Source organism: Pseudomonas sp. GW821-FHT01A09 (assembly GCF_058986725.1).
In genome coordinates this window covers 100,276-126,027 of the sequence record NZ_JBYSWB010000014.1, presented here as the reverse complement: position 1 = coordinate 126,027, position 25,752 = coordinate 100,276, and the positions used below count along the sequence as shown (strand labels likewise).

General features: G+C 63.8%; 25 protein-coding genes. 12 read left to right on the top strand and 13 right to left on the bottom strand.

What is annotated here, in order from left to right:
- Positions 1 to 8: 8 nt before the first annotated feature.
- The 4 genes from AC3WJP_RS17300 to AC3WJP_RS17285 form a co-directional block, all read right to left on the bottom strand.
- Positions 9 to 1,361 carry an OprD family outer membrane porin gene (locus AC3WJP_RS17300; protein ID WP_493721837.1) on the bottom strand — a complete coding sequence of 451 codons (1,353 nt, stop codon included), beginning with the start codon at positions 1,359 to 1,361 and terminating at the stop codon, positions 9 to 11.
- A 329-nt stretch (positions 1,362 to 1,690) separates the two neighbouring features.
- Entirely contained in the window at positions 1,691 to 2,623 is a 933-nt protein-coding gene (locus tag AC3WJP_RS17295) for an NAD(P)-dependent oxidoreductase (RefSeq protein WP_493721838.1), read from the bottom strand.
- 36 nt (positions 2,624 to 2,659) lie between these two features.
- On the bottom strand, positions 2,660 to 3,160 hold the full coding sequence (locus tag AC3WJP_RS17290; RefSeq protein ID WP_493721839.1) for a chalcone isomerase family protein: 501 nt from the start codon (positions 3,158 to 3,160) through the stop codon (positions 2,660 to 2,662).
- 147 nt (positions 3,161 to 3,307) lie between these two features.
- Positions 3,308 to 4,606: an SGNH/GDSL hydrolase family protein gene (locus AC3WJP_RS17285; protein WP_493721840.1), complete on the bottom strand. Its 1,299-nt coding sequence runs from the start codon at positions 4,604 to 4,606 to the stop codon at positions 3,308 to 3,310.
- A gap of 254 nt (positions 4,607 to 4,860) precedes the next feature.
- On the opposite strand from AC3WJP_RS17285, the gene AC3WJP_RS17280 reads away from it, so the two are divergent.
- The 3 genes from AC3WJP_RS17280 to AC3WJP_RS17270 all read left to right on the top strand — a co-directional run bounded on the left by AC3WJP_RS17280 (position 4,861) and on the right by AC3WJP_RS17270 (position 7,640).
- A complete protein-coding gene (locus tag AC3WJP_RS17280; protein ID WP_493721841.1) occupies positions 4,861 to 5,538 on the top strand; it encodes a response regulator transcription factor in 678 nt (225 codons plus the stop codon).
- 117 nt (positions 5,539 to 5,655) lie between these two features.
- The gene (locus tag AC3WJP_RS17275; RefSeq protein ID WP_493721842.1) at positions 5,656 to 6,840 is read left to right on the top strand and encodes a D-alanyl-D-alanine carboxypeptidase family protein; all 1,185 of its coding nucleotides are present in this window, start codon (positions 5,656 to 5,658) and stop codon (positions 6,838 to 6,840) included.
- Positions 6,841 to 7,049: 209 nt separating this feature from the next.
- A complete protein-coding gene (locus tag AC3WJP_RS17270) occupies positions 7,050 to 7,640 on the top strand; it encodes a class I SAM-dependent methyltransferase (RefSeq protein ID WP_493721843.1) in 591 nt (196 codons plus the stop codon).
- Positions 7,641 to 7,672: 32 nt separating this feature from the next.
- Here the strand turns inward: AC3WJP_RS17270 and AC3WJP_RS17265 are convergent, their stop codons facing one another.
- From AC3WJP_RS17265 to AC3WJP_RS17255, 3 genes are all read right to left on the bottom strand, one after another.
- A complete protein-coding gene (locus AC3WJP_RS17265) occupies positions 7,673 to 8,281 on the bottom strand; it encodes a methyl-accepting chemotaxis protein (RefSeq protein ID WP_493735682.1) in 609 nt (202 codons plus the stop codon).
- A 101-nt stretch (positions 8,282 to 8,382) separates the two neighbouring features.
- Positions 8,383 to 9,288, bottom strand: a complete 906-nt coding sequence (locus tag AC3WJP_RS17260; protein ID WP_493721845.1) for a HAMP domain-containing protein — start codon at positions 9,286 to 9,288, stop codon at positions 8,383 to 8,385.
- 196 nt (positions 9,289 to 9,484) lie between these two features.
- Positions 9,485 to 10,504, bottom strand: coding sequence for a branched-chain amino acid aminotransferase (locus tag AC3WJP_RS17255; RefSeq protein ID WP_493721846.1), 1,020 nt, complete (start codon positions 10,502 to 10,504; stop codon positions 9,485 to 9,487).
- A 241-nt stretch (positions 10,505 to 10,745) separates the two neighbouring features.
- Between AC3WJP_RS17255 and AC3WJP_RS17250 the strand changes: the two genes are divergently transcribed.
- Together AC3WJP_RS17250 and ppnN are read left to right on the top strand one after the other, a co-directional pair.
- Positions 10,746 to 11,687 (top strand): sensor domain-containing diguanylate cyclase, encoded by a 942-nt coding sequence (locus tag AC3WJP_RS17250; RefSeq protein WP_493721847.1) that lies wholly within the window; start codon positions 10,746 to 10,748, stop codon positions 11,685 to 11,687.
- A gap of 272 nt (positions 11,688 to 11,959) precedes the next feature.
- Positions 11,960 to 13,333, top strand: a complete 1,374-nt coding sequence (ppnN, locus tag AC3WJP_RS17245) for a nucleotide 5'-monophosphate nucleosidase PpnN (RefSeq protein WP_493721848.1) — start codon at positions 11,960 to 11,962, stop codon at positions 13,331 to 13,333.
- Positions 13,334 to 13,441: 108 nt separating this feature from the next.
- On the opposite strand, the gene AC3WJP_RS17240 is transcribed toward ppnN, so the two are convergent.
- Positions 13,442 to 14,638 (bottom strand): sugar transporter, encoded by a 1,197-nt coding sequence (locus AC3WJP_RS17240; RefSeq protein ID WP_493721849.1) that lies wholly within the window; start codon positions 14,636 to 14,638, stop codon positions 13,442 to 13,444.
- A gap of 372 nt (positions 14,639 to 15,010) precedes the next feature.
- On the opposite strand from AC3WJP_RS17240, the gene AC3WJP_RS17235 reads away from it, so the two are divergent.
- From AC3WJP_RS17235 to ada, 3 genes are all read left to right on the top strand, one after another.
- On the top strand, positions 15,011 to 15,598 hold the full coding sequence (locus tag AC3WJP_RS17235; protein ID WP_493721850.1) for a GNAT family N-acetyltransferase: 588 nt from the start codon (positions 15,011 to 15,013) through the stop codon (positions 15,596 to 15,598).
- 297 nt (positions 15,599 to 15,895) lie between these two features.
- On the top strand, positions 15,896 to 16,369 hold the full coding sequence (locus tag AC3WJP_RS17230) for an acyloxyacyl hydrolase (protein ID WP_493721851.1): 474 nt from the start codon (positions 15,896 to 15,898) through the stop codon (positions 16,367 to 16,369).
- Between the two features lie 148 nt (positions 16,370 to 16,517).
- Positions 16,518 to 17,381 (top strand): bifunctional DNA-binding transcriptional regulator/O6-methylguanine-DNA methyltransferase Ada, encoded by an 864-nt coding sequence (gene ada / locus AC3WJP_RS17225; RefSeq protein WP_493721852.1) that lies wholly within the window; start codon positions 16,518 to 16,520, stop codon positions 17,379 to 17,381.
- Between the two features lie 7 nt (positions 17,382 to 17,388).
- Here ada and AC3WJP_RS17220 read toward each other — a convergent pair whose 3' ends face one another.
- Entirely contained in the window at positions 17,389 to 18,303 is a 915-nt protein-coding gene (locus tag AC3WJP_RS17220; protein ID WP_493721853.1) for a CE1 family esterase, read from the bottom strand.
- A 321-nt stretch (positions 18,304 to 18,624) separates the two neighbouring features.
- Between AC3WJP_RS17220 and aroQ the strand changes: the two genes are divergently transcribed.
- Positions 18,625 to 19,065, top strand: coding sequence for a type II 3-dehydroquinate dehydratase (aroQ, locus tag AC3WJP_RS17215; protein WP_226502312.1), 441 nt, complete (start codon positions 18,625 to 18,627; stop codon positions 19,063 to 19,065).
- Between the two features lie 20 nt (positions 19,066 to 19,085).
- Here aroQ and AC3WJP_RS17210 read toward each other — a convergent pair whose 3' ends face one another.
- The gene (locus AC3WJP_RS17210; protein ID WP_493721854.1) at positions 19,086 to 19,964 is read right to left on the bottom strand and encodes a LysR family transcriptional regulator; all 879 of its coding nucleotides are present in this window, start codon (positions 19,962 to 19,964) and stop codon (positions 19,086 to 19,088) included.
- Between the two features lie 219 nt (positions 19,965 to 20,183).
- Here AC3WJP_RS17210 and AC3WJP_RS17205 point away from each other — a divergent pair, with 219 nt between their 5' ends.
- Positions 20,184 to 20,615 (top strand): YidH family protein, encoded by a 432-nt coding sequence (locus AC3WJP_RS17205; protein WP_493721855.1) that lies wholly within the window; start codon positions 20,184 to 20,186, stop codon positions 20,613 to 20,615.
- A 6-nt stretch (positions 20,616 to 20,621) separates the two neighbouring features.
- Positions 20,622 to 20,942 (top strand): DUF202 domain-containing protein, encoded by a 321-nt coding sequence (locus AC3WJP_RS17200; protein WP_493721856.1) that lies wholly within the window; start codon positions 20,622 to 20,624, stop codon positions 20,940 to 20,942.
- A gap of 6 nt (positions 20,943 to 20,948) precedes the next feature.
- Here the strand turns inward: AC3WJP_RS17200 and AC3WJP_RS17195 are convergent, their stop codons facing one another.
- Positions 20,949 to 23,093 carry a hybrid sensor histidine kinase/response regulator gene (locus tag AC3WJP_RS17195; protein ID WP_493721857.1) on the bottom strand — a complete coding sequence of 715 codons (2,145 nt, stop codon included), beginning with the start codon at positions 23,091 to 23,093 and terminating at the stop codon, positions 20,949 to 20,951.
- Positions 23,094 to 23,308: 215 nt separating this feature from the next.
- On the opposite strand from AC3WJP_RS17195, the gene AC3WJP_RS17190 reads away from it, so the two are divergent.
- On the top strand, positions 23,309 to 24,502 hold the full coding sequence (locus tag AC3WJP_RS17190; protein ID WP_493721858.1) for an MFS transporter: 1,194 nt from the start codon (positions 23,309 to 23,311) through the stop codon (positions 24,500 to 24,502).
- Between the two features lie 99 nt (positions 24,503 to 24,601).
- On the opposite strand, the gene AC3WJP_RS17185 is transcribed toward AC3WJP_RS17190, so the two are convergent.
- Together AC3WJP_RS17185 and AC3WJP_RS17180 are read right to left on the bottom strand one after the other, a co-directional pair.
- Entirely contained in the window at positions 24,602 to 25,393 is a 792-nt protein-coding gene (locus tag AC3WJP_RS17185) for a sulfite exporter TauE/SafE family protein (RefSeq protein ID WP_493721859.1), read from the bottom strand.
- Positions 25,390 to 25,731 carry an ArsR/SmtB family transcription factor gene (locus AC3WJP_RS17180; RefSeq protein ID WP_493721860.1) on the bottom strand — a complete coding sequence of 114 codons (342 nt, stop codon included), beginning with the start codon at positions 25,729 to 25,731 and terminating at the stop codon, positions 25,390 to 25,392. Before AC3WJP_RS17180 ends, AC3WJP_RS17185 begins: the two co-directional genes overlap by 4 nt.
- Positions 25,732 to 25,752: the final 21 nt, after the last annotated feature.

Sequence of the window (25,752 nt, the reverse complement as noted above, 5' to 3'; positions counted from 1 at the left end):
CGCCGCTGCTAGAACAACGCCACCTGATAGGTGAGGATCAAGCGGTTGTGGTCGATATCGCTGGCGCCCGTGGCGTTGCTGCGGAACGATCCGTTGCGCACGCCGATGCCGAGGCCTTTGAAGGTACCGTCCTGGATGACGTAATCCAGCGCAATGTCGCGTTCCCACTCGTTCTGATCGCCACCGGCGGTGGCCTTGATGTTCTGCCCGTTGAGGTAGATGGTCGAGAACTTCAGACCCGGCAGGCCCAGCCCTGCGAAGTCATAGATGTACTGAGCGAAGCTGGTGTTTTCACCGGCGCGGGCGAAGTTGGAGATCAAGCGGTCGGTGATCAGGTAGGTGGTGCCGCCGCCAGCGCCTTCATTGACCAGGCTGCCCTGGTTGAGCTGCACGAAGTTGCTGCCTTCGGAGACCCGCTGATGGCCGGCCATGAAGCTGTGGCCGCCCAGCGCGTAGGTGAACGATGCACTCCAGGTGTTGTTCTGGATCTCGCCCGGGGTGCGCGCATAACCGCTGGTCTTGTAGCCTTCGGCGCGGCCAGAGGCGCTGCCGTTGGCGCCATCGGAGCCGGTGTGGAAGAACCGCAGGTCGGTCTTGAACGACTGGCTGGCGTCGATGGCCCAGATGTGGGTCAGGCCGGCGAAATGCTGGGTGTAGTAGTCTTCGAGGTTGGCGTAGTAGTACTGCGCGGTAAGGCTCTTGGTGACCGCGTAATCGCCACCGGCAAACCAGAACTTGTTGCTTTGCTGTGTCCCGCCACTCACCGCCAGGCCGGTGCTGTTGGTCGATGCACGACCCACGGCGTGTTCGATCAGGCCGCCTGTGAAGGTCAGGTGGTCGATGTCCTTACTGGTGAACTGGGTGCCTTCGAAGGTCTGCGGCAGCAGGCGGCCATCGTTGGGCACGAGGATCGGCAGGTTGGGGATCAGGGTGCCGGTCTTGACCTCGGTCTTGGCGAAGCGGACCTTGCCGGTCAGCCCCAGACGCCCGAACTGGTCGGCATCATGGCCACCATCGGTAGGAAACAGGTTGCCGGGGCTACGGTCTTCGCCGGCCTTGCCGACCTTGCCGCCGCCGTCCAGCCGCACCGCGTAGGTGCCCAATGCATCCAGGCCGAAACCGACGGTACCTTCGGTATAGCCGGACTGCACCTTGAGCACGAATGCTTGGCCCCAGTTATGCACCTGGCCGCTGTAGGCGCTATTGCCGACCTTGCCTTGGCTCTCGCGGATGTCGTTGGACAAGTCGAGGTTTTTCAGGCTAAGCGTGGCCTTGCTGTCGTCGATGAAACCGGCGGCGCCCGCTTGTTGGGCGGCGATGCCGAGGGCGATGGCCATTGCCAGCCGTGAAGAGGTGTTCATGCTCGATGCTCCAGTGCAGACATGAAAGTCTTGAGTTTCTGCTGGGGCTCGAAGGCAAGCGATGGCTTGCCGTACATCCGGATGGACATGAGCCCCTCATGGGCTCGTTGCGGTGGACCGCTGGCGACGGGAGGCAATTTAAGGGAGATTAAATATTATTAAAAATAATCTTTTTATCGCATTCAAGAATTAAAAGGCATATCAAGGTGACGCGATAACCGCACCGCACCCCTGTAGCGAGGGGGCTTGCCCCCGATAGCCGGTATCGGCAAATGTCGGGTAGCTCATACAGTGTTTCGGGGGCGAGCCCCCTCGCTACAGCGGCCCCATCACACCACGGTATTGACGGTCGCCTGCCCCGCCAGATAGCGCTCGACGTTATTGATGAACAGCTCCGTCTGCCCGGCCCAAGCCGAGTCTGAGCGCCCGGCGATATGCGGGGTGAGCACCAGATTCTCGAACGCGACCAATTCCAGCGGCGGCCCGGGCTCGCTCTCATAGACGTCCAGCGCCGCTCCGGCAATGCTTCCCTCGCGCAGTGCCGCCGCCAATGCACGGGTGTCGACCACCGAGCCGCGGCCGACGTTCACCAGATACCCCTCTGGCCCCAGCGCCTCCAGTATCGGCGTGTCGATCAGGTGCAAGGTCGCGGCGCCACCCGGCACCGCCACCACCAGAAAGTCGCACCACCGGGCCAGAGCGCTCAGGTCGTCGAAGTAGCGCGGCGGCCAATCCGCCACGGGATTGCGGCTGTGGTAGGCGATTTCCATGTCATAGCCGCTCGCCCGTCTGGCCAGGCAGCGGCCGATATGACCGGCCCCCACCAGACCCAGGCGCCGCCGATGCAGGCCCGGATCGCTGGGCAGGGTATTGCGATCGCAGCCGGCCCGGGCCAGACGGTCCATCTGCGAGATACGCCGCACCACCGCGCCCAACAGCGCCATGGCATGGTCGGCGACGATATCGGCGTTGGCACCGCCACCGTGGGTCACGGCGATACCGCGCCGCACGGCATGTCGATGGTCGATGTTCTCGTGGCCGGCGCCCATCGCACTCGCGATCCGCAGCGCCGGCATGGCGTCCATCTCGGCAGCGCTCAAACCGCGCGAGCCGTTGCTCAGTACCACCTGCACGCGGGCGGACTGAGCGTCGGTGAGTGCCTCGGCTGCGGGGTTCAGCACCTCGAAACGCTGCTGCAAACGCTGCACGACGCTGTCTGGCATGGGCACCAGCAGGGCCAGTGGCAAGGGTTCGGATGACATATTAAGGCGCTCCTTGAATACCGAAAAAATCGCTTGCTAGTCTTTGCTCGTGCCCAGCAACTGCGCACGCAGGTCCGGGTCGCGGCTGCGCGGATCGAGCCAGATGGCGAAGAACGCCTTGGCGTAGGCCAGGTCCTTGATTTCGCTCTTGAGCTGATCGCCGACGTAGAACTGCGCGCCCTGCCCCGGTAGAAACACGCCGGTCAGCTGGCTGCCTTGCTCCACATCGATGAAAGACTGCTGCATCTGTTCACGCCAGCGTTGCAACTGCTCGGCGCTGACGGTGCTGCCCTGGATACGCTTGATTTCATTGATGCTGGCGTCCACCAGCGCGGCGCTCTTGATCGACCGGTGGTAGGTCAATTCCAGGGCGAAGGGCGTGTTGTCGTCCAGGCGGGTGGCGGGCGTGTAGAGCCGCGCGGTATAGACCAGAAAGCCGAACTTGCGAAAATCCCCGGCCCCGAGCAGGTGCGCATTGGGCAGCGCCACCTGCCAACCTGCCCAGGCCGCCGAGCTCAGCGACAGCCCCAAGAGCATTAGGCTGATCAGTATTGTCAGATGCCCAGACAACTTCATCTACCACCCCAGCGCTTGGCCCATGGACGCCAAACGCTATACCCAAAGGCCGGGGAAGTAAATTATCGCCACGCAGCAGTGGCGTTCGGTCATTCCCCCGGCAGCTGTCTACTTCTTGCGCACCCAGCAGCTCAGCAGATCGATCGTCACCGCTGACGCCACCCCGGCCAGCGTGAAATAGGGGCGCAATTCCAGGTTGAGCTGGCTCGGCAAGCTGGCCCCGACCGGATACTCGCAGCTGCGCGGGACCGCATAAAACCCCTGCACCGCCTGACTGGCCATTTGCCGGTCGCCGCTGATGGTCAGCCCGCCATGGGCCCGCGTCGCAGCGACGCTGGTATCGAGCAGCAGGCCAGGCGCGGCGAAGTTGACGTGGCCGGCACTCACCGACACCTCGTACCCGGCTTCCAACACATCGTTGGCCAGCACCTTGGGAAGCATGCCGGTCTGGCGCAGCAGCGCCGAGGCGTTGTTGCCGGTGGGCGTGCCGCTGACCACCATCCGATAGGCCGCGCGCGGGTTGCCGTCGATTGGCACGGTGACGAAGCTGCCTGCCACCGTCAGCCCTGCCGAGGCGCTCAGGGTGTAACCCTCGGGGACCTGGCCGCTGGCACCCGAGCCCAAGGTCCCACCTGCGCCCAGCACCAGCATGGGGTTGGTGTTGAGGCAGCCCTTGGCATTCAGCGTCGCGTCGTACTGATCGCCGTTGCTGGCGGGGCACAGCTTGTAGCGCGGCAGGGCCATTTCGTCCCGTGCCACTCGCGCCAGTTCCAGGCCGGTGATAAAGGCGATTCCGGGGCTGTTGTGCAGGTCATCGGGGTTGAGCATGTTCGGCAGCGGCCTACAGTCGGTGCGCGCAGGGTCCGCGGTACGCGGCCAGACATCCACCACCCAGACGTTCTGCAGGCCGCGCAGGCGGCGCAAGGCCTCGACAAAACCGTACATGAGCTTTTGATTGTTGGGCGTCAGCAGGCCGCTGTTGGCGCCGTCACCACCCCGTGGCCATTCGCTGATGACCATCACCTTGAAACCGCGCGTCACCAGCCAGTTCAGCACCTGCAGGTAGGTGCTCATCATGGTGGTCACCGCCAGCCCGCCGTTGACGCTGTTGGTACCGATATGCAGCACCGCCGTACCCGCTACCACCTGGCTGGGCTTGACCCCGCGAGCGTTGGGTGTGTCGTTCTGCAAGCGATTCCACAACTCGGCGATGGTGTCGCCGGACAGCCCCTGATTGTAGTCGGCGGTCAGCCGCACCCGTTGCGACAGCGCCTCGAACCACCACAGATAACCGCGTGCCAGGGGCGCCGGTTGATTGAGGCTGGTAGTGATCCAATTCTGTGCGGTGCGGCTGTCGCCCCACCCGGAAACGCGAAGGTCTTGCAGTGCAAATACGGGATCGGCCATGACGGCGCTCCTGCAGTCGATCGGAACGTAAAGGGAAACCACGTCCATCTGGCGAACCAGGACTGCAGATACAACTTCTCGGAGAAGTGAAGGTTTAGGCCAGCGCCAGGCCGTTGTCAAATCGCCGCCCACAGGCATTAAAGATTAGTTAATTTACCGATAGAGCCCGCAACCCTAGGCTGATGACAGGGTCACCCACGGGAGTGGCCTGCCGGAGGGCTGTTCCGCCGGCGGCAGACAATGCGGAGCCGTAGATGAAGTGCGCGTTGGTAATCGAACAGGATGAGGTCACGGCTCAGGCCGTCATGGCGGAGCTCAAGGGGCACGGTTTCAGCGTGCGCTGCGCCGACAATGGCTCGACCGGCCTGGCCATGGCCGTGGCCGGCGGCTACGACAGTATCGTGCTGGCGCGGCGCTTGCCGGACATCGACGGCCTGACCATCGTCGACACCCTGCGCAAGCAGGACATCCACACCCCCATCCTCATGCTCAGTGCACCCGATGGCGTCGATGCCAGCGTCGAGGACCTGCGCAATGCAGGCAACGATTACCTGACCAAGCCTTTCACCAGTGGCGAGCTGGCCGCGCGGCTGGCAATGCTGCAGCGCCGCGGCGAGGATGGCAACCCGCCCGCCCGGCTGGTCAGCGGCCCCTTGCACCTGGAGCTCGATACCCAGCGGGCCACACACCACGGCCAGGCGCTGGAGCTGCTGCCCTCGGAGTTCAAGCTGCTGGCGTTTCTGCTGCGCAATATCGGCCAGCGGGTCACCAGCACCATGCTCTTCGAGCAGGTCTGGGGCTACCCCTTCGACCCCGGCAAACACATCATCGAAGTTCACATCGAGCGCTTGCGACGCAAGCTTGCCGGCCCCGGCGCCCCCACCCTGCAAACCCTGCGCGACGGTGGCTATCGCCTGCAAGCCGCGGCATGACCGAAGCCCCGCACGGCGTCCAGTAACTTTTATTTAATCTCGCCCCCGTTGAGTGGCCGCTGGCTCTGGCCTAACGTGTGCGACCTTTTTTTCATATTCACTCAAGGCCCGCCGTCCGTGACCTTTCGCTTGCTGCCGTTGACCCTCGCCCTCGCCTGTGCCGCCATCACTCCTCTGGTCTGGGCTGACGGCCCCGTCTCCGCAACGATGCGCAGCGCCGAGCCGATGATTCCGGCACCGCCCCAGCTGGGCGCGCGCTCCTGGGTGATGATGGATGCCACCACCGGCACCATCATCAGCAGCCAGAATGCCGACGAGCGTCTGCCCCCAGCGAGCCTGACCAAGTTGATGACGGTGTACATCACCACCCATGAGCTCATGGCCGGCCGCCTCAAGCCGGACGACAAGGTCACCATCAGCGACAACGCCTGGCGCACCGGCGGCTCGCGAATGTTCATCACCCCCAACAGCCAGATCAGCGTCGACGACCTGATGCACGGCGTGGTGATCGATTCCGGCAACGACGCCGCCGTGGCGCTCTCCGAACGCATCGCCGGCAGCGAGGATGCCTTCGCCGGCATGATGAACCAGACCGCGCAAAAGCTGGGCATGACTAACTCGCACTTCATGAACCCCACCGGCCTGCCCATCGACGATCACTACTCGTCGGCCCACGACATGGCGGTGCTGGCCCAGGCGATCATTCGCGACGAGCCGGCCTATTACCCGCTGTATGCCAACAAGTACTTCACCTGGGGCGGTATTCGCCAACCGAACCGTAACCTGCTGCTGTGGCGCGATGCCTCGGTCGATGGCCTCAAGACCGGCCATACCGACGCCGCGGGCTATTGCATGGTGACCTCGGCGGTGCGCAACGGCGAACGTCTGATCACCGCCGTGTTCGGCTCCACCAGCATGGCCAACCGTGCCTCGGACACCGAGACCCTGTTGACCTATGGCTTCCGTTTCTATGAGAACGCCAAGCTGCAGAACGGCCGGGCGATCCTTGCGCAACCGCATGTATGGAAAGGTGCCGCCGATACCGTGCCTGTCGGCCTGGCCAGCGACCTGGTCATGACCCTGCCGCGCCGCAGCCATCAGAACTTCAACGCCCACGTCAATCTCAACCCCGAGCTGGTCGCGCCTTTGCCGGTGGGCACCGTGGTGGGCAGTTATGACGTCTTCGACGGCACCGACAAGCTGGTTTCGCGGCCACTGGTCACCTTGGCCGAGACGCCTGAAGGCGGCTGGCTGCATCGTTTGTTCGACAGTATCCGGATGTTCTTCGCGTCCAGGTTCTGAGCCAAAATCTCCGTTGAGGCGGATGGCCTCTTCGCGGGCAAACCCTGCTCCCACTTCCGCATCCCGCTGGGAGCAAGGCTTGCCCGCGAAGGGGCCGGCGGGAACTGCCAGGTATCAACGCTGAAACCCGAATGCCCCTTGCGGTCGCCGGCCGAATACTGGCACATTCAGCAACAGGTTTTAGTCCAAAGCCTGTCTGGAGATGTGCCATGGATGTCGACACCCTCAACGCGTACAACGTGTACGCCAAGCCCTTCGCCCAGCATTGGCACGAGCAACCGCAACCGAGCGATCTGTACACGCTGCTGACAACCTTCTTTACCCCGGGGCTCACCGCCGATATCGGCTGCGGTGCGGGCCGTGATGTCGCGTGGCTCAACAACGCCGGCTTCGACACCATCGGCTACGACGCCAGCGATCTGTTGCTGGACCACGCCCGCTATCGCTACCCCGACCTGCGCTTCGAGCTGTCGTCGCTGCCCGATCTGGCCGACATCGTCAGCGAGCGTTTTCAGAACATTCTGTGCGAGTCGGTGATCATGCACCTCGACCTGGCCCTGATCCGTCCTTCGGTGGCGCGCATGCTCGACCTGCTGGTGCCCGGTGGCGCGCTGTACATCAGTTGGCGGGTGATGGCCGGCAGCGCCAAGCGCGATCAGCACCGGCGGCTGTATTCGGCCTTCGACAAGTCGCTGATCCTGCAGGAGTGCCTGGGCCACCGGGTACTGCTGGACCGCGAGGACCTCAGCGAAGCGTCCGGCAAGCGCATTCAGCGCATGGTGATCCGCAAGCGCGGATGAGTGGCGCCGTGGCGCCGCTCACCCTTCTACGCTCACGCACTCAAACGCGAAATCACATCGTTCAAGCCGCCCGACAGCTCATGCAGGTTCTTGCTGGCTATCTCCGTGCGGCGGACGTTGTCCTGATTGGTGCTGGCGATGGTGGTCAGCTCGCTGAGATTGCGCGAGATATCCTCGGCCACCGAGGTCTGCTCTTCCGCCGCCGTGGCGATCTGGCGATTCATGTCGCGAATCGCCTCGACCGCCGCAGTGATGCGCTGCAAAGTCGCGCCTGCCTGCTCCACTTGCTCGACGCCATCCTGACTGCGCTGCGCACCCGATTCGATCGCCAGCACGGCGTCGCTGGCGCCGGTCTGTACCGAATCGATGATCTGATGGATCTCCGCAGTCGAGGCCGCGGTGCGCTGGGCCAGCGTACGCACTTCGTCGGCGACCACCGCGAAGCCGCGGCCGGCGTCCCCAGCCCGGGCGGCTTCGATAGCGGCGTTAAGGGCCAGCAGGTTGGTCTGCTCGGCGATCCCGCGAATCACCTCGAGGACTTTGCCGATGCGGTCGCTGTCCGCTTCCAGGCGACGGATGACTTGCGCGGTGCTGCCGATTTCGCCGCGCATGGCGGTAATGGTGCGAATGGTCGCTTGCATCACCTGGCCGCCCTCCTGCGCCGAGCGATCGGCCTCGTCGGCCGCTTGCGCCGCCTCGCCGGCGTGGCGGGCCACTTCCTGAGCGGTCGCGGACATTTCGTTCATCGCCGTGGCCACCTGATCGGTTCGGTCGAACTGATCAGGTGGCCACGGGACATCAGGCTGGCGATGGCATTGAGCTCGCCGCTGGCGCTGTCCAGGTCGGTGGTGCTGCGTTTGAGGCGAGTGAAGGTATCGGCAAGGAAGTCGCGCAACGTGTTGGCGGCAACGGCCAGACGGCCAAGCTCGTCACGGCGGCTGGCATCGACGCGATCACCGAACTTCCCCTGGCTCAGACGCGCGACGTAGTCGATCAACAGCGAGATGGGCCGGATCAGATTGCGGTTGACCAGCCACAGGCTGAACAAGGCGATCACCAGCGCCGAAGCCAGCATCACCAGGGTACCGATCAGAATGGTATTGGACGCCGCGGCGCTGATCACGGTGGACTGGGCGCTGGCTTGATCATGCAAACGGGTGACCAGCTCGGCCATCTTGTCGCTGGTGGCGCGGTCGACGCCCTTCACCGCCACGTCCCCCGCCGCTGGATCGGCGCCGGCTGCCAGAAAGGCGTCCCGGCCCTTGCGGTAGGCCACGCCCAGGGTCCGGTGCTCCACCAGCAACTGCTCGATCTGCGGCTTGACACTGACGGCGCCATCGAGGGCGTTCAGACGCTGCAGAATGTCCTGCACGCTGCGCTCGCGCTCTTCGAACTGCCCCCAGTATTTGGCCAGCTCGGCGGGCTGCTTGCCACGCAACAGCACGTTTTTCCACTCCTGCACCTGCACCTTGAATTGCATATCGGCTTCGTTCACCAGCTCTGACGCTTGCAACGGACCGTTGAGCAGACCGCGATAGGCCTGAACGTTGTTCGACAGGAAGTAGAAACAGGCCAGTGCTATGAGCAGCACCAGCGCCAGGCTGGTGCCCAGCAAGGCGAGTATTTGCAGACGCAGGGATTTGGACATGGGCAGTGCTCTTTAGGGTGGAGTCGCTTGCCACATCCCTGTGTTGCCAGCGCTGGCTGGCAGACTTTCTCAACCGCTGTATCGGCGCGCAATGCCCTGGCTTAAGCACTTATGGCGTTACGCCATAAACCGCCGGTCAAAAAAAAACCCATCCACCGCTTGCACCGTGGATGGGTCCTGGTCCCGCAGGAGCCTGTTAGACCTTGACGATCCAGCCTGCCGGGCCTTCGATGTCGCCGGTCTGTACGCCGGTCAGCTCTTTGTACAGACGCTGGGTTACCGGGCCGACTTCGGTCTCGCTGTAGAACACGTGCATTTTGCCGTTGTACTCGATGCCGCCGATCGGCGAGATCACCGCTGCGGTGCCGCAGGCGCCGGCTTCGACGAACTGGTCGATCTTGTCGATGAACACGTCGCCTTCGATCACGGTCAGGCCCAGGCGCGATTGCGCCAGCTCGATCAGCGACAGGCGGGTGATGCCCGGCAGGACCGATGGCGATTTCGGCGTGACGAATTCGTTGTTGGCGGTGATGCCGAAGAAGTTGGCCGAACCGACTTCCTCGATCTTGGTGTGGGTCTGCGGATCGAGGTAGATGCAATCGGCGAAGTTGGCTTTCTTGGCGGCCGAACCTGGCAGCAGGCTGGCAGCGTAGTTGCCACCGACCTTGGCGGCGCCGGTGCCGTTGGGCGCGGCACGGTCGTAGCTGGAGATCTGGAAGTTGTGCGGCTTCATGCCGCCCTTGAAGTAGGGGCCGACCGGGATGCAGAACACCGAGAAGATGAATTCAGGGGCGGTACGCACGCCGATGTTGTCACCCACGCCGATGACGAACGGGCGCAGATACAGCGCGCCGCCGGTGCCATAGGGAGGAATGAAATGCTCGTTGGCCTTTACTACCTGCTTGCAGGCATCGATGAACATCTCGGTCGGCACTTCCGGCATCAGGGTGCGATGGCAGCTGCGAGCCATGCGCAGGGCGTTCTGATCGGGGCGGAACAGGGTGATCGAACCGTCCTTGCAGCGGTAGGCCTTGAGGCCCTCGAAGCATTGCTGACCGTAATGCAAGGCGGTGGAGCCTTCGCTGATATGCAGCACGTTGTCTTCGACCAGGTTGCCGGCCTGCCACTCGCCGTCCTTCCAGTGCGACAGGTAGCGCAGATCGGTCTTGATGTAATCGAACCCCAGTTTGTCCCAGTTAAGGCTTTCGTGACCCATGACACCCTCTACGCTTTGAACGACCGCCTGAACCTTTCAGGCCGCTGATTATTGACAATGGTTGTAACAATACTGCATTCGGAGGATGGTTTCAGCAGCTCCGTGGCCACATGAGCAACTTTCATCGGCGTGGGCTGTCGGCTGGCCGTTCGTCCGTTGCGAAGGGAGGGGCTTGCGCAAATCTCCACTAGTGGCACCATGCTATCTAGCACTGTCCCTCCTCCTTGACCGAAGCGCACCCATGGCCAACCTCCCTCCCGAAGCTGACGGCGACGTCTACAAGACCCTGCTCGAATCCACCAAGGCCATTCCTTGGCGCATCGACTGGGAGACCATGACCTTCACCTACGTCGGCCCGCAGATCGAGGCGCTGTTGGGCTGGACGCCCGAAAGCTGGGTGGGTATCAATGACTGGGTCGAGCGCATGCACCCAGGCGATCGGGATTACGTCGTGGAGTTCTGCGTGACCCAGTCCCAGGCCGGCGTCGACCACGAGGCCGACTACCGGGCGCTGACCAAGGACGGCGGCTACGTGTGGATCCGCGACGTGGTCCATGTGATCCGCAAGGAGGGCAAGGTCGAGGCGCTGGTGGGCTTCATGTTCGATATCAGCGAGCGCAAGGCCACCGAGGAGCATCTGCTCAAGCTGCAGAAGCAACTGGAAGAGTTTTCCTTCAGCGACGGCCTGACCGGCATCGCCAACCGGCGCATGCTCGACAAGGTGCTGGAGCGCGAATGGGCCCAGGCGCAGCGCAGCCAGAAGCCGATTTCGCTGATTCTGGCGGACATCGATTATTTCAAGCAGTACAACGATTGCTACGGCCACATGAAGGGCGACGAGTGCCTCAAACGGGTCGCGCAGACGCTCAGCCTGGCGGCCAATCGGCCACTGGATTTCATTGCCCGCATGGGCGGCGAGGAGTTCGTCTGGGTGCTGCCCGAGACCGATGCCGCGTCGGCCCGGGAAGTCGCCAACAAGTGTCAGCAGCTGATTCGCCAGGCGCAGATCCCCCATGAACGCTCGCAGGTATCGAGCTGGCTGACGGTGAGCCTGGGGGTGGGGACTATCGTTCCAGGGCAGCAGGCCCACGCGCTGAGTTTTGTCGAGAAAGTCGACGAGCTGCTGTATCTGGCCAAGCACAATGGCCGCAAACGCGCCGAGTACGGGCAGTTCGGGGGCTGATGGGCGAAACCGGGCTGCCGGCACCGGCCTCTTCGCGGGCACGCCTGGCTCCCACTGGGCCCGTGGGAGATGCTTCACCACCCATGACCAGATGAAACCTGCCGGCCGATTTTTCCTCGACAGCTGTTCTGACGTTTTGGTTATGCTAGGGTCAGATAACTCGCTAACCGCTTATCACCCATAAGGAAATGCTTGCGCCGCGTCAAACCGCAACACCGCCTGATGCTTGCCGGCCGCGGTGGCCTGCAGCTGTCGATTCAAGGAATCAGAGTATGGCTCAAAGACACGTCATCAACGCCTCGGTCAGCCCCAAAGGCAGCCTGGAGACCCTGTCCCAACGCGAAGTGCAGCAGCTCAGCGCTGCCGGTTCGGGCAGCACCTACACCCTTTTCCGCCAGTGCGCCCTGGCCATTCTCAATACCGGCGCCCATGTCGACAACGCCAAGACCATCCTCGAAGCCTACAAGAACTTCGAAGTCCGTATTCACCAGCAGGACCGCGGCGTACGTCTCGAACTGCTGAATGCGCCCGCCGACGCCTTCGTCGATGGCGAGATGATCGCCAGCACCCGGGAAATGCTCTTCAGCGCCCTGCGCGACATCGTCTATACCGAAAGCGAACTCGAAAGCCAGCGCATCGACCTGAGCAATTCCCAGGGCATCACCGACTACGTCTTCCACCTGCTGCGCAACGCCCGTACGCTGCGCGCCGGTGTCGAACCGAAGATGGTGGTGTGCTGGGGCGGCCACTCGATCAACTCGGACGAGTACAAATACACCAAGCGGGTCGGCCACGAACTGGGCCTGCGCAAGCTCGACGTCTGCACCGGCTGCGGCCCGGGCGTGATGAAAGGCCCGATGAAAGGCGCCACCATCGCCCACGCCAAGCAGCGCCTCGAGGGCGGCCGCTACCTGGGGCTGACCGAGCCGGGCATCATCGCCGCCGAGGCGCCCAACCCGATCGTCAACGAGCTGGTGATCCTGCCGGACATCGAAAAACGCCTCGAAGCCTTCGTACGCGTCGGCCACGGCATCATCATCTTCCCGGGCGGTGCCGGTACGGCGGAAGAATTCCTCTATCTACTGGGCATCCTCATGCACCCGGACAACCGCGAACTGCCGTTCCCGGTGGTGCTCACCGGGCCCAAGAGCGCGGCGCCGTATCTGGAGCAACTGCACGCGTTCGTCGGCGCCACGCTGGGTGAGGCAGCGCACAAGCACTACCAGATCATCATCGACGACCCGGTCGAAGTCGCGCGGCAGATGGCGGCGGGCCTGAAGGAGGTGCGTCTGTTCCGCCGCGAGCGCAACGACGCCTTCCACTTCAACTGGCTGTTGCGCATCGAGGAGAGCTTCCAGCGGCCGTTCGATCCAACCCACGCCAACATGGCCAGCCTGCAATTGCGCAAGGACCTGCCGGCCCATGAACTGGCCGCCAACTTGCGCCGGGCGTTTTCCGGGATTGTGGCCGGCAACGTCAAGGACAAGGGCATCCGCCTGATCGAGGAGCACGGCCCCTACGAGATCCACGGCGATGCCTCGATCATGCAGCCGCTGGACAAGTTGCTGCAGGCCTTCGTGGCGCAACACCGAATGAAGCTGCCTGGCGGCGCGGCCTATGAGCCGTGCTATCGCGTAGTGACCTGACCAAGGCCTCATGTAGCGAGGGGGCTTGCCCCCGATGGCGGCGTGTCAGCTAAATCAATGTGGCTGACACACTGTTATCGGGGGCAAGCCCCCTCGCTACAGAGAGACTCAGACGTCGCGGATATCGGAGTCCGCTGGTTTGGCGAAGCGGTACGTGGTGAAGCAGCAGATCAGCAAGCCACTGACCGCCAGCATGCCGCCCACCAGACCGATGTTCGAAGTGCCCAACTGGCTCATCACCACGCTGCCCAGCAGCGCCCCGCCGCCGATACCGATGTTGTAGATACCCGAGTGCAAGGCCATGGCCACGTCGGTGGCGTCCGGCGCCAGACTGATGACCTTGGACTGCATCACCAGGCCGAAGCACATGATCGCCGCGCCCCAGACCACGCTCAACGCGCCCAGGTGCGATGCGTTCAGGGAGAACGGCAGCAGCAACATCAGGCACAGCCCCAGCACCGCCACCGAGGTGATCAGGAAGCCCCGCGGGAAGCGGCTGCTGTACAGACTGAACAACAGCGAGCCGATCACCCCGGCGGCGCCGAACAGCAGCAACAGCACGGTGGTCATGTCACCGCTCAAGTGCGCCACGCCCTGGGCAAAGGGCTCGATATAGCTGTACGCGGTGAAGTGCGCGGTCACCACCAGCGCGGTCAGCACATACAACGACACCAGCGCCGGGCGCTTGAACAGAATCGGCAGGCTGCGCAGCGAACCGGAGTTCTGGCTCGGCAGCGCTGGCAGGGTCTTGGCCAGCCATAGCACCGTCAGCCCGGCCACACCGGCGATCGCCATAAAGGTGGTGCGCCAGCCCAGTGCCTCACCGACAATGCGCCCAATCGGAATACCCAGCACCATCGCCAGCGACGTACCGGTGGCCAGCAGCCCCAGCGCCTGCACCTGCTTGCCGGCCGGCGCCACGCGCACCGCCAGCGAAGCGGTGATCGACCAGAACACCGCGTGGGCCACGGCGATACCGATGCGGCTGATCAGCAGCACGGTAAAACTGTTGGCCATGCCGGAGAGGATGTGGCTGACGATAAACACCATGAACACACCCACCAGCAGGGTGCGCCGCTCGATATTGCGGGTCAGCAGCATCATCGGCAACGACAGCAGCGTCACCACCCAGGCATAGACGGTCAGCATCAGCCCGACCTGGGCGGTGGTCATGGAAAAACTGTGGCCGATGGCGCTCAACAGCCCGACCGGCACGAATTCGGTGGTATTGAAGATGAAAGCTGCGAGGGCCAGGGCGATAACGCTCAACCAGCTGCCAGCCTGAGTGCTCGTGGATGTGTTCATCGAGTGTCGATCAAACCTCGTGGTGCCTTGCGCCCGCAACGGCCGTGAGTTGCACGCAAGAACCGGTAAACCCGCCCGTACAGAAAATCCACGCACGAAAACCTCGCTCGAAGGCAATCCCTTGAACGAAGCAGGCAATGAGTAGAATTTTTATCGGTATGGTTTTTCGGTAAGAGAGGTACGGCCAGATGCCGCGCATTCTACGCCGCCAAGGGTGGCGGGACAATCGTCACCCGGCCCGCCGACCTGCTGTTGGTCGCCAACCGCTTGCGACCGATTGCCGCAGCGCGCTCGCCCTGTACTCTTTTGCGACCGTCTCCCCCGGGGGTCGATGCCTGCTAGACTGCCCCTCGACCTGAGCAGAGGAATTCCATGATCGACATCCGCCCCATGACCAGCGCCGACTTCGAGCGTTTCTGGCCAACCTTCCATGCCGTCGCCGATGCCCGGCAGACCTACGCCTACGACCCCGCCCTGACCTTCGAGCAAGCCCGCCATCTGTGGCTCGAACTGCCCCTGCACACGCTGGTGGCCGAGGACGAGGGCGAGTTGCTGGGCAGCTATTATCTCAAGGCCAACGCCGCCGGGCCGGGCAGCCATGTCAGCAACTGTGGCTACATGGTCACCGAGGCCGCCCGAGGCAAGGGTGTGGCGCGGCTGATGTGCGAGCACTCCCAGCAACTGGCGCGCGACAGCGGCTTTCTGGCGATGCAATTCAACTCGGTGGTGGCGAGCAACGAAGTGGCGGTGGCGCTATGGCACAAGCTCGGTTTCGAGGTGGTCGGACGTTTGCCCAACGCCTATCGCCACGCCGAGCTGGGGCTGGTGGATTGCCTGGTGATGTACAAGTGGCTGGCCGAACGGATCCCCCCTGCCCCCACGGCCACGCCGAAACTGTTGATTGGCCGCAAGAACATCGAATCCGTCGTCTCTAGGCCGCGTCGAGCCCCACGTGACTAGCGGCATATATGCCAGAAGGCAGACGTGAACGTCATCTGAAAAATATGTGAAAAAAACGCCACGCAGTTGTAGAACTTTGCGCGCTGACCTAGGGTCATTAGCGAACAGTGGCTTGTAAGGTTGATGTTACAACCGCATCTGAAGGCCGCTTTCATGGACGAGCCTTCAGAAGTGGTGCAAGCGACGGTGAAACCTGGACAGTACGTCATAAAAAAACAAACCAGATGGAGCTTGAAAATGGGGTTGAAGCGCAGTCTCGCGATCGGATGTGCAATGGGCTGTCTGGTGGCTGCAGCCATGGTTGGCAGTGCCCAGGCGGCAACTATCAGCGGCGCGGTGGGGGCCACCGGGCAAAGCGACATGACTTACCGCATAGGCCTTGGCCTGGATTGGGACAAGACCTGGCTGCAGTCCTCGGTAGGCCACTTGACCGGCTATTGGGACCTCGGCTTGACCTATTGGGAGGCCGGCGAACATACCAGCGCGCGGCAGTCGATTTCCTTCGCACCGGTGTTCGTCTATGAGTTCGGCGGCGGCAATGTGGTGCCCTATGTCGAAGCGGGCGTCGGCATCGCCGGCTTCAGCGGCACCCATGTGGGCAGCCGCGACCTGGGCTCCTCGTTCAACTTCGAAGACCGTCTGGGCCTCGGCCTGAAGATCGCACAAGCGCACCGTGTCGGCGTGCGGATCATCCACTATTCCAATGCGGGCCTCAGCGAACCTAACGAAGGCATCGAGTCGTACTCGCTGTTTTACAGCATGAATTTCTGATCCCCTCGCTACGACGAACCCTGTGGAAGGTGACTCGCTCCCTCGCCACAGGGTACAAACCTGAATTCGACAACGAACAGCAAGACTCGGAGTTTATCGATCTGTCCCGGCCCTATACTGAGCCCATCGCCTGAACGCCGAGTTCGATATGAAACCTGCACAAACGACACCGACTACCGAGCGCATCACCCGCGCCTGCCTGTTGATCGAGCAGGCCGACACCCTGCCAAGCCTCAACGAGCTGGCCGATGCCGTGGGCCTCAGTCCGTTTCATTTTCATCGCCAGTTCAAGGCCGCTACCGGCCTCACCCCCAAGGCCTACGGTGCCGCGCATCGGGCGCGCAGGCTGCGTACCGCGCTGACTGAGGGCGGCTCCATCACCGAAGCCTTCTACGATGCCGGCTTCAATTCCAATGGCCGCTTCTACGAAGCCGCCACCGGGATGCTGGGCATGAAGCCTGGAGACTTTCGCGGTCGCGGCCACAACAACCGCATTCGCTTTGCCGTGGGCGAGTGTTCACTGGGTTCGATCCTGGTCGCACAAAGCAACCGCGGCATCTGCGCGATCCTCTTGGGCGACGATCCCGATCAACTGCTGCAGGACCTGCAACGGCAATTCGCCAATGCCGAGTTCATCGGCGGCGACGGCGACTTCGAACAGTTGATCGCACAGGTGGTGGGTTTTATCGAAGCCCCGGCGCTGGGCCTTGATCTGCCGCTGGATATCCGTGGCACGGCGTTTCAGGAGCGGGTCTGGCAGGCGCTGCGCACTATCCCGGTGGGCAGCACCGCCAGCTATGCGCAGATCGCCGCGCAGATCGGCGCGCCCAGTGCCTGCCGCGCCGTGGCCCAGGCCTGTGGCGCCAACACCCTGGCCGTGGCGATCCCCTGCCACCGGGTAGTGCGCAGCGATGGTGGGCTCTCGGGCTATCGCTGGGGTGTGGAGCGCAAGCGCCAACTGCTCACAGGCGAGCGATCGGCTGCTACTGAAGAGCAGCCTGCCGGCGGCTGAGCCCAGGTCACAACTGCCAGAACAGACACGCCTGAGCGGCCACATCGAAACCCGGGTTCATCGGTCCCAGCCAGCGCGGTTGTCGCGCATACGGCTGATGCAGCACATGGCCGCCGCCCTTGACCGCATACAACACCACTGCGATGCCCTGGGCATTGCTCCACACGCTGCGCATCGGCGCCAGCCGTGGCAACAGATGCGCCGACAGGGTTTCGTCTTGCTGCAAGCGAGCGCCCGCCAGGCCGGCGAAGCACTCGGCGGTCGCCATGCCGGAGCGCACTGCGTCACGCCGGGCCAGACCGAACCAGCTGCCACTGCCGCCCTCGAACGGATTGAGCCGGTCGGCGGTGCCGTTGATGATCAGCATCGGCACCGACCCACCGGCACTTGCCGCAGTGGGCTCATCGATGGCTGGCAGGCTGGCGGCGACCACCGCGACGCCGGCCAATTGCTGTGGCATGGCCAACGCCAGCCGATAGGCCATCTGGCCGCCGCTGTCGTAGCCCAGCACATGGACCCGCTCGGTATCGATCGCGTGCTCGACGGCCATGGCCTCGATCAGTGCCTGGATGAACGCCATGTCCTGCGAACCGTCACGGCCCCAGCCGGTTTGCTCGGCAGCGGCATACGCCACGGCAAAACCGCATACCCGAGCCTGCCGTTCCAGCGCCGGTCCTATCAATGCGCGCATCACCGCAGGGTCCTGGCGCTCGCCATGCAGCGCAATCACCAGCGGCGCGTCCGGGACCAGTTCGCGCGGGACATAGGTGTCATAGTGGCGCGTGTGCTGGGTCGTTGCCCACTGCCGATGAGCCAACGTGCCCTGTGCCAGGGGCACGGGCTTGAGCGGGGCATGCAACAGATACATCGCGGCGCCGCCCAATATCAGCAGCACGATCAACAGCGCAAGCGCAATCCACATCGTCGGGTGGCTCTCCTCGCAAGGCGATCATCAGCGGGCATACAGCCGGCGGTTCTACCAGCCCGCACACCGCAGCCCCGGACAGACGAGCTGCGTCTGCGTTTGGCGAACTGTATGCCATGGTAGTTCAAGCACGCCACGAAAAAAGATTCAGTTGAAAGACGCCGCCGCCTCGGCTACAAGTTTGCCTCAGGCGCCCACCGCTGACGGGGGCGGCGCCGTCTGGATCGCCACACCCACGCCGCGACAAGAAAAACCACGTCCTTGTGACCGGCCGTGTCGATCGACTTCAACCGCATTGACCTGCAAAAAGGTAAACCGATGAAAGTGCTCATGCTCCACGGCATCAACCACAACATGTTCGGCAAGCGCGATCCCAAGCAGTACGGCACCATCACCCTGGCCGAGATCGACGATCAACTGCGCGCCCTGGGCAAAGAGCTGGACACCACGGTCGAGACCTTTCAGACCAACCACGAAGGCGAGATGTGCGAGCGCATTCACCAAGGCTACCTGGACAAGGTCGATGCCGTGCTGATCAACGCCGGCGCCTGGACCCACTACAGCTACGGCATCCGCGACGCCCTGGCCATTCTGGAAGTGCCGGTGATCGAAGTGCACATGTCCAATATCCATGCCCGTGAAGAATTCCGCCATCACTCGGTGTTCGGCGAGATCGTCACCGGGCAGATCTGCGGCCTGGGCGTCGACAGCTATCTGCTCGCATTGCGCGCCGCCGTCTCGGCCAATCAGCGCAAGTAAACGCGCCCGCGCGTTGGCCCTCAGCCGATGCGGCTGCTGACGAAGTCCACGAACGCGCGACTCTTGGCAGGCGGCTGCATGCGTGGTGGCAGCAACGAGTAAAGGCTCACGCGCTCATCAGGCCAGTCGGGGAACAGCTCGACCAGGCTGCCGTCCGCCAGCAGCGACTCATTGCCCAGTGCCATCAACTGGGCGACGCCCTGGCCCGCCAGGCAGCAGCTGTGCAAGGTATTGACGTCATTGACCGTCAGCACCCCTTCAGTGCTGACTTCCAGGCGCTGGCGCCCGCGGTGAAACGCCCAATCGTACAAGCGCCCCAGCTCCGCGTCGCGGTATTGAATGCAGCGGTGCTCGGCCAGGTCCTGCGGGGTACGCGGGCGGCCATGGGCGGCGAGATAGGCTGGTGCGGCAACGGTCAACAAGCGGGTTTCCAGCAACTGGCTGACCTTCAGGTGGCTTACCGGTGGCTCGCCGAACCGCAACCCCAGGTCGAACCCTTCACCGACCAGATCGCCCAAACGCTCACGGGTCACCAGCTCCAGCTGCACCTCGGGATAGGCACGCATGAACTCGCCGATCAAGGCACCAGACAGCAAGCGCGACAGGCTCGGATCGATATTGACCCGCAGACGCCCCCGCACTGCCGCCGCACCGCGCGTGGTGCTGTCGGCGGCCTCTTCCAGGCCGGCCAACAGCGGCGTCACCAATGAGTGAAAGCGCAGGCCGTCCTCAGTGAGGGAGACCGTGCGGGTGGTGCGGTCGAACAAGCGCACCCCCAGACGCGCCTCCAGCCGGGCGATGGCGCGACTGACGCCGGGCTGCGACATCTCCAGAATGTCCCCCGCCGCGGCGAAGCTGCCTTGCTCGACTATGGCCACGAAGACCCCCATTCCATTCATTGATCGCTCGTCAAAAGCCATGACACATGCTGTTCCGTCATCAGTCAGAGGAGCGCCATGTTATCCGTTAATCTGATGTTTGCCATCCCCGCCACGGAGGTCGTCAGCGTGTTTCATCTAGTCGCAGGCAGATTCGTGGCCGGCGCCACGCTCTGCTACGATGCCCCGAGCCTACGCTGACGCACCAGCGCGGCCCCGACCAGCGAGCCTTGATGCCCCATGGATTCCAATTTCACCCAGCCCTCGGCGGCCAAGCCGGACAGTCAGCCAGCCGCGACCTCGCCACGTGGCAAACGCACCCTGGAGCTGCTCGGCGGCGGCAGCGAACCCGATCCACGCTTCACCCTGGCCAACGAACGGACTTTCCTGGCCTGGATCCGCACCGCTTTGGCATTGATGGCTGGCGGCATCGCTGTCGAGGCGTTCACCGCCGACGTATTTCTGCCCGAATTGCGCAAGACGTTGGCCATCACCCTGTTGGTGCTGGGCATGTTGATCAGTATCAGCGCTTGCCTGCGCTGGCTGAATGTCGAGCGGGCGATGCGTCAGCGCAATCCGTTGCCCTTGCCGCTGCTGGTGCCGTTGCTGTCCATCGGCGGTGCGCTGGTCACTGCGGTGCTGATCGCCTTTGTCGCCCTGCGGCAAGTCTGAGCGACCATGAGCAGCGCGCACCAGGATGACGGCCTGCAACCGGAACGCACCCTGCTGGCGTGGCGCCGCACGCTGCTGTCGCTGCTGGCGGTGAGTACCTTGTTCTTGCGCTGGATCCCCCACCACGGCGCCTTCGCCTTCGGCCTGATCGGCGTGGCGATGCTGACCGTGGTGGGGATCTGGCTGGGGCAATGGCGCCGGTATCGGGTCAGCACCCGCGCGATCAGCGAGAACCGCACGCCGGTGGCGCTGCGCGAGATCGCTGCACTGGCGCTGGCCTGTAGCCTGCTGGGCGCGCTGGGGGTGTATGTGGTGTTGTGGTTCTAGTCGCCGTCACAGCAACGACGAATGCCGTCGCCCCTTGGTCGCTTGGCCCAGCACGCGGGAAAGCTGGTCCACCGAGTACGGCTTGTGCAACAGCTCGAACCCCGCCATGCCGCTTTGCTCCAGAACATGGCTGTAGCCGCTGGTGAGCACCACCGGTAGTCGAGGAAACAGCTCGCCGATACGAGTGGCCAGTTCGATGCCATTGATGCCTGGCATGACCACATCCGAAAACACCACGTCGAAACGCCCAGGCGCCTTTGTCAGTTCGGCCAGGGCGCGTTCCGCCGAGGTCACCCACACCGGCGCATAGCCCAGTTCCAGCAGTGACTCGGCGGCGAAGGCGCCGACTTCTTCGTTGTCCTCGACCACCAGGACGCAGACACCGCCACCGCTGACCTGCGCCAGTTCAGTGACCACGTCTTCGGTAACCCCATGGCCCGGCACACTGGGCAAGTACAGGGTGAAGGTCGCGCCCTGACCGGCCGCGCTGTGTACCTGAACATCGCCCCCCGACTGCCGGGCAAAGCCGAACACCTGAGACAGGCCCAACCCGGTGCCTTCGCCGAAGGCCTTGGTAGTGAAGAAGGGCTCGAAGATCCGTGTCAGATCCTCCGTATCGATCCCGGCGCCGGTATCGCTGATCGCCACCGAGATGAATTTGCCTTTGGCGGCGCGCTGACCCGGGATGGTATCGACCTTGGCGACCTTGATCGACACCTTGCCCTGCCCGTCCATGGCATCGCGGGCATTGACGGCCATGTTGATCAGCGCGGTGTCGAACTGGCTCGGATCGGCATGGATGAAACAGCCTTCGTCCTGCAACTGCAGATCGATGCTCACCCGCGAGCCCACCAGGGTGTGCAGCATGCCGATGACCGCGCTGACACTGGCGCCGACATCGAAGGCTTCCGGCTTGAGCGTCTGGCGGCGGGCGAAGGCCAGCAACTGGCCGGTCAGGCGCGTGGCGCGATTGACCGTTTCGGAGATCGCCTCGACATAGCGCTGCCGCCGTTCGGGGGCCAGGTTGGGGCGCCCGAGCAAGTCGGTAGAGGAACGAATGACCGTCAGCAGGTTATTGAAATCGTGGGCCACGCCACCGGTCAGTTGCCCCACCGCTTCCATCTTCTGCGCCTGACGCAGGGCCTCTTCGGTGTCGAGCAAGGCGCGGGTGCGGCTCTCGACTTGCTGCTCCAGGGACGCGGTCAGTGTGCGCAAACGATTTTCCGCGCGGCGCCGCTCCACCGCCATGCGTGTGCGGTGCGCCACTTCCCGCACCAGCGCCAGATCGGCCGGATGCCAGGTGCGTTGTTCGGCATGGTTGAGATACAGCAGGGCCACCATGCCGCCCTCTTCGTTCACCGGCATGTTGACGAAGGCCTGGGCGCTGATGGCCTTGAGCGCGTGCGCGGTGGCGGCCGTCATTGGATCTTCTTCGGCATTGGCGATGACCACGGTTTCGCCACGCTTGAGCGATTCGATGTAAGAGCCATAGTCGCGAAAATGCAGGACCCCGGCCAAGGTCTTCACCCCGGGCGCATTCCAGTCCCGTTCAATGGTGATGGTTTCATTGAAGGTATCCACCAGGCCGTAGCCGGCGCGGCTGACCTGCAGATGGCGGCCAAGGATCTCGGCGGCGGCATAGGCGAGCTCGGCCGGATCGGCCAGGTCGCGGATGCGATCGCTGACTTCCGCCAGCGCCCGGCGACGCCCTTCCTCGGCCATGCGCTCGGTGATGTCCTGGGAAATTCCAACGATCCGCAGCGCCTGGCCTTGCGCATCGCGCAAGGTGCGGCCGCGGACATTGAGCCAGCGCAACTCACCCTCGGGGGTGAACAGTCGATAGTCGATCTGATAATCGCTGCCGCCATCGATACTGGCCTGCACCGCTGCCTGGCGCCGGGCACGGTCGTCGGCATGAACGGCATTGAGCAATTGCGCGTAGGTGAACGCTTCCTCTGGGCTACGGCCGTGATGCTTGCGGCAAGTCACCGAAGTCTCCAACGTGCCGGATGCCAGGTCCAGGCTCCAGTGGCCGACCCCGCCTGCCTCAAGGGCCTCGCGCAGCTCCACGTCCTCGGCCTGCAATGCTGCAGGCCGCGACTCGGGGTTACCCTGTTGCGCCGGCTTGGAGGGGTCTAGCGCATCGTTCATTAATATCGCCGTGCTCACGCTTTCGCCTTACATGAATTAGCAGTGGCGAACCCTAGGCTCACCGTGGCCGCAAAGGTACGACATTGCTGGGTCGCAAGCGTTCAGCGAGTTTGCGGTAATGTGGGCGTCGGGTGGCAACTTTCACCTATCGCGGCGGTCGACGCGGTAGACTTTGCGCCTTCGCGCCCTTCCAAGGCCTTTCCGGAGCCCGCTTCATGTCCTCTTCGCCCGCCGCGGCACCCGGCACTGCGCCGCAAATGACCCAGGGCCTGATGACCCTGTTCGCCTTTTGCTGCGGCGCCATCGTCGCCAATATCTATTACGCCCAGCCGATCATCGACCTGATTGCTCCCGATGTCGGGCTGTCGGCCCATGGCGCCAGCCTGATCGTGTCCTTGACGCAGATCGGCTACGCCTTGGGCTTGTTGTTTCTGGTGCCGCTGGCCGACCTGCTGGAAAACCGTCGACTGATGCTCGCCACCCTCGCCCTGTCGACCCTGAGCATGGTAGCCATCAGCTTCACCACCTCGGCCCCGGCGGTGCTGGCAATGTCGCTGGTGGTGGGCTTCAGTTCGGTGTCGGTGCAGATGCTGATCCCGCTGGCGGCGCATCTGGCGCCGGAACAGACCCGCGGCCGCGTGGTGGGCAGCATCATGGGCGGCCTGCTGCTGGGTATCCTGCTAGCGCGACCGTTGTCCAGTGTGGTCGCCGACCATTTCGGCTGGCGCGCGGTGTTCATGATGGCCGCGTCGGTGATGCTGGTGATCATGGCGGTGATGGCGCGGACCATGCCCGAGCGCCGGCCCGATCACCGCGCCAGCTACAGCGAGTTGCTGCTGTCGCTGTACCACCTGATGGCGCGGCATGCGCTGCTGCGCCAGCGCTCGCTGTATCAGGGCCTGATGTTCGGTGCTTTCAGCCTGTTCTGGACGGCAGTGCCGCTGGATTTGTCCCGTCAACACGGGCTGAGCCAGAGCCAGATCGCCATTTTCGCGTTGGTCGGCGCGATCGGCGCGGTAGCGGCGCCGCTTGCCGGGCGCCTGGCCGATGCCGGGCACACCGCGCGGGCGTCGTTACTGGCCATGGTGCTGGCGCCGGTGGCGTTCTGGGTCGCCACGGTACACCCGGCCTATAGCGTGATCGGGCTGGCGATCACTGGGGTGCTGCTGGATTTCGCGGTGCAGATGAACATGGTGCTGGGCCAGCGCGCCATCTACGCGCTGGATGCCAATAGCCGCGGGCGCCTCAATGCGTTGTACATGACCAGTATTTTCATCGGCGGCGCGCTGGGCTCGTCGCTGGCCAGCAGTCTTTACGAGCGCGGCGGCTGGGGTGCGATCGTGATCTGCGGCAGCGCCTTGCCGCTGATTGCGCTGGCTTGCCTGATGTTCAACTCGCGGCGCGCCTGAGCCCTGTAGCGTGGGGAGCTTGCGCGGCGATAATCGGTCGACAGCATCGGTGCCTGGCACCCCGAATCGGGGGCAAGCCCCCGCGCTACAGGGATGGCGTCAGGCCCAGGTGTGCACCAGCAGGTAGATCGCGACTACCAGGCACACGCCTGCGAACAAACGCTGCAGGGCCTGGGCCGGAACCCGAGGCGCCAGTCGCCTGCCGGTGAGCATGCCCAGCAAGCAGGCGGCGATGAAACCGCCACCGGCGGCCGGGATGCTGACCCCGGTGCGCAAGGCGCCGACGATGGCGACCGTCGAGACCAGCGCCACCACCATCAACGAAGTCGCGACGATGCCGTGCACGCGGATATCGGTCAGTTGGCGGAACGCCGGCACCAGCAGAAAGCCGCCGCCGACTCCCAGCAAGCCACTCAAAAAGCCGCAACAGGCTCCCAGGATCGCCAGGGTCGCGGCGCATTTGCGCGTCCAGTGCAGGCGACCGGTGTCGGGATCGAGCATGCAGTTCTTCTGCTGCCAGCCGGCGCTTTCTTTGGCGCTGCTGTGCGAGCGGATCATGCGCGCCGCCACCACCACCAGCACCGCACTGAACAAGGTCGCCAAGGTGCTGCTGGCCAGACGATGGGCCACATAGAGCCCCAGCGGCGCCATCAGCGCGCCCAGCACTGCCATCAGCATGGCCGCCCGGTAGCGCACCAGACCTTTGCGCAAGCCATCGATAGCGCCCAGCGCGGCCGCGCCACCGACCGCCATCAACGCCACCGGCGCTGCCTCAGTAATGGGCCAGCCGAGCCCGAGCACCAGCGCCGGCACCGCCAGCACCCCGCCGCCGGCGCCGGTCAGGCCCAGCAGCATGCCGATCGATACCCCGAATACCAGTGCCTCGATCATTCAGCGTTACCCAGCCCCAGCACCCGGCCGCAGTACAGCCCAGAGAGAGTTTTCATCACCTGGATCACCTCGTGGCTGGCCAGGCCGTAAAAAATGTACTTGCCTTCACGACGGGTCGCCACCAGGCCTTCATCGCGCAATACGCCCAATTGCTGGGACAGGGTCGGTTGGCGCACGCCGGTCATGGCTTCGAGTTCACCGACATTGCGCTCGCCTTGGGTCAACTGGCAGAGGATCAGCAAACGATCCTCGTTGGCCAGCGCCTTGAGCAGCGCGCAGGCCTTGGACGCCGACTCGCGCAGGCGATCGACGTCATCGGCGGAAAGGGAGAAGTCCATGCAAAGGGCTCGTATTGGCGG

What these genes read in the sequence shown, in the direction of transcription:
- AC3WJP_RS17210 (WP_493721854.1), bottom strand. Translation starts at nt 19,964, where the DNA reads ATGAATGGAATGGGGGTCTTCGTGGCCATAGTCGAGCAAGGCAGCTTC.
- AC3WJP_RS17265 (WP_493735682.1), bottom strand. Translation starts at nt 8,281, where the DNA reads ATGCAAGCGACCATTCGCACCATTACCGCCATGCGCGGCGAAATCGGC.
- AC3WJP_RS17200 (WP_493721856.1), top strand. Translation starts at nt 20,622, where the DNA reads ATGAGCAGCGCGCACCAGGATGACGGCCTGCAACCGGAACGCACCCTG.
- ppnN (WP_493721848.1), top strand. Translation starts at nt 11,960, where the DNA reads ATGGCTCAAAGACACGTCATCAACGCCTCGGTCAGCCCCAAAGGCAGC.
- ada (WP_493721852.1), top strand. Translation starts at nt 16,518, where the DNA reads ATGAAACCTGCACAAACGACACCGACTACCGAGCGCATCACCCGCGCC.
- aroQ (WP_226502312.1), top strand. Translation starts at nt 18,625, where the DNA reads ATGAAAGTGCTCATGCTCCACGGCATCAACCACAACATGTTCGGCAAG.
- AC3WJP_RS17220 (WP_493721853.1), bottom strand. Translation starts at nt 18,303, where the DNA reads ATGTGGATTGCGCTTGCGCTGTTGATCGTGCTGCTGATATTGGGCGGC.
- AC3WJP_RS17190 (WP_493721858.1), top strand. Translation starts at nt 23,309, where the DNA reads ATGTCCTCTTCGCCCGCCGCGGCACCCGGCACTGCGCCGCAAATGACC.
- AC3WJP_RS17240 (WP_493721849.1), bottom strand. Translation starts at nt 14,638, where the DNA reads ATGAACACATCCACGAGCACTCAGGCTGGCAGCTGGTTGAGCGTTATC.
- AC3WJP_RS17300 (WP_493721837.1), bottom strand. Translation starts at nt 1,361, where the DNA reads ATGAACACCTCTTCACGGCTGGCAATGGCCATCGCCCTCGGCATCGCC.
- AC3WJP_RS17260 (WP_493721845.1), bottom strand. Translation starts at nt 9,288, where the DNA reads ATGTCCAAATCCCTGCGTCTGCAAATACTCGCCTTGCTGGGCACCAGC.
- AC3WJP_RS17180 (WP_493721860.1), bottom strand. Translation starts at nt 25,731, where the DNA reads ATGGACTTCTCCCTTTCCGCCGATGACGTCGATCGCCTGCGCGAGTCG.
- AC3WJP_RS17230 (WP_493721851.1), top strand. Translation starts at nt 15,896, where the DNA reads ATGGTTGGCAGTGCCCAGGCGGCAACTATCAGCGGCGCGGTGGGGGCC.
- AC3WJP_RS17250 (WP_493721847.1), top strand. Translation starts at nt 10,746, where the DNA reads ATGGCCAACCTCCCTCCCGAAGCTGACGGCGACGTCTACAAGACCCTG.
- AC3WJP_RS17205 (WP_493721855.1), top strand. Translation starts at nt 20,184, where the DNA reads ATGGATTCCAATTTCACCCAGCCCTCGGCGGCCAAGCCGGACAGTCAG.
- AC3WJP_RS17185 (WP_493721859.1), bottom strand. Translation starts at nt 25,393, where the DNA reads ATGATCGAGGCACTGGTATTCGGGGTATCGATCGGCATGCTGCTGGGC.
- AC3WJP_RS17255 (WP_493721846.1), bottom strand. Translation starts at nt 10,504, where the DNA reads ATGGGTCACGAAAGCCTTAACTGGGACAAACTGGGGTTCGATTACATC.
- AC3WJP_RS17280 (WP_493721841.1), top strand. Translation starts at nt 4,861, where the DNA reads ATGAAGTGCGCGTTGGTAATCGAACAGGATGAGGTCACGGCTCAGGCC.
- AC3WJP_RS17195 (WP_493721857.1), bottom strand. Translation starts at nt 23,093, where the DNA reads ATGAACGATGCGCTAGACCCCTCCAAGCCGGCGCAACAGGGTAACCCC.
- AC3WJP_RS17290 (WP_493721839.1), bottom strand. Translation starts at nt 3,160, where the DNA reads ATGCTCTTGGGGCTGTCGCTGAGCTCGGCGGCCTGGGCAGGTTGGCAG.
- AC3WJP_RS17235 (WP_493721850.1), top strand. Translation starts at nt 15,011, where the DNA reads ATGATCGACATCCGCCCCATGACCAGCGCCGACTTCGAGCGTTTCTGG.
- AC3WJP_RS17270 (WP_493721843.1), top strand. Translation starts at nt 7,050, where the DNA reads ATGGATGTCGACACCCTCAACGCGTACAACGTGTACGCCAAGCCCTTC.
- AC3WJP_RS17295 (WP_493721838.1), bottom strand. Translation starts at nt 2,623, where the DNA reads ATGTCATCCGAACCCTTGCCACTGGCCCTGCTGGTGCCCATGCCAGAC.
- AC3WJP_RS17285 (WP_493721840.1), bottom strand. Translation starts at nt 4,606, where the DNA reads ATGGCCGATCCCGTATTTGCACTGCAAGACCTTCGCGTTTCCGGGTGG.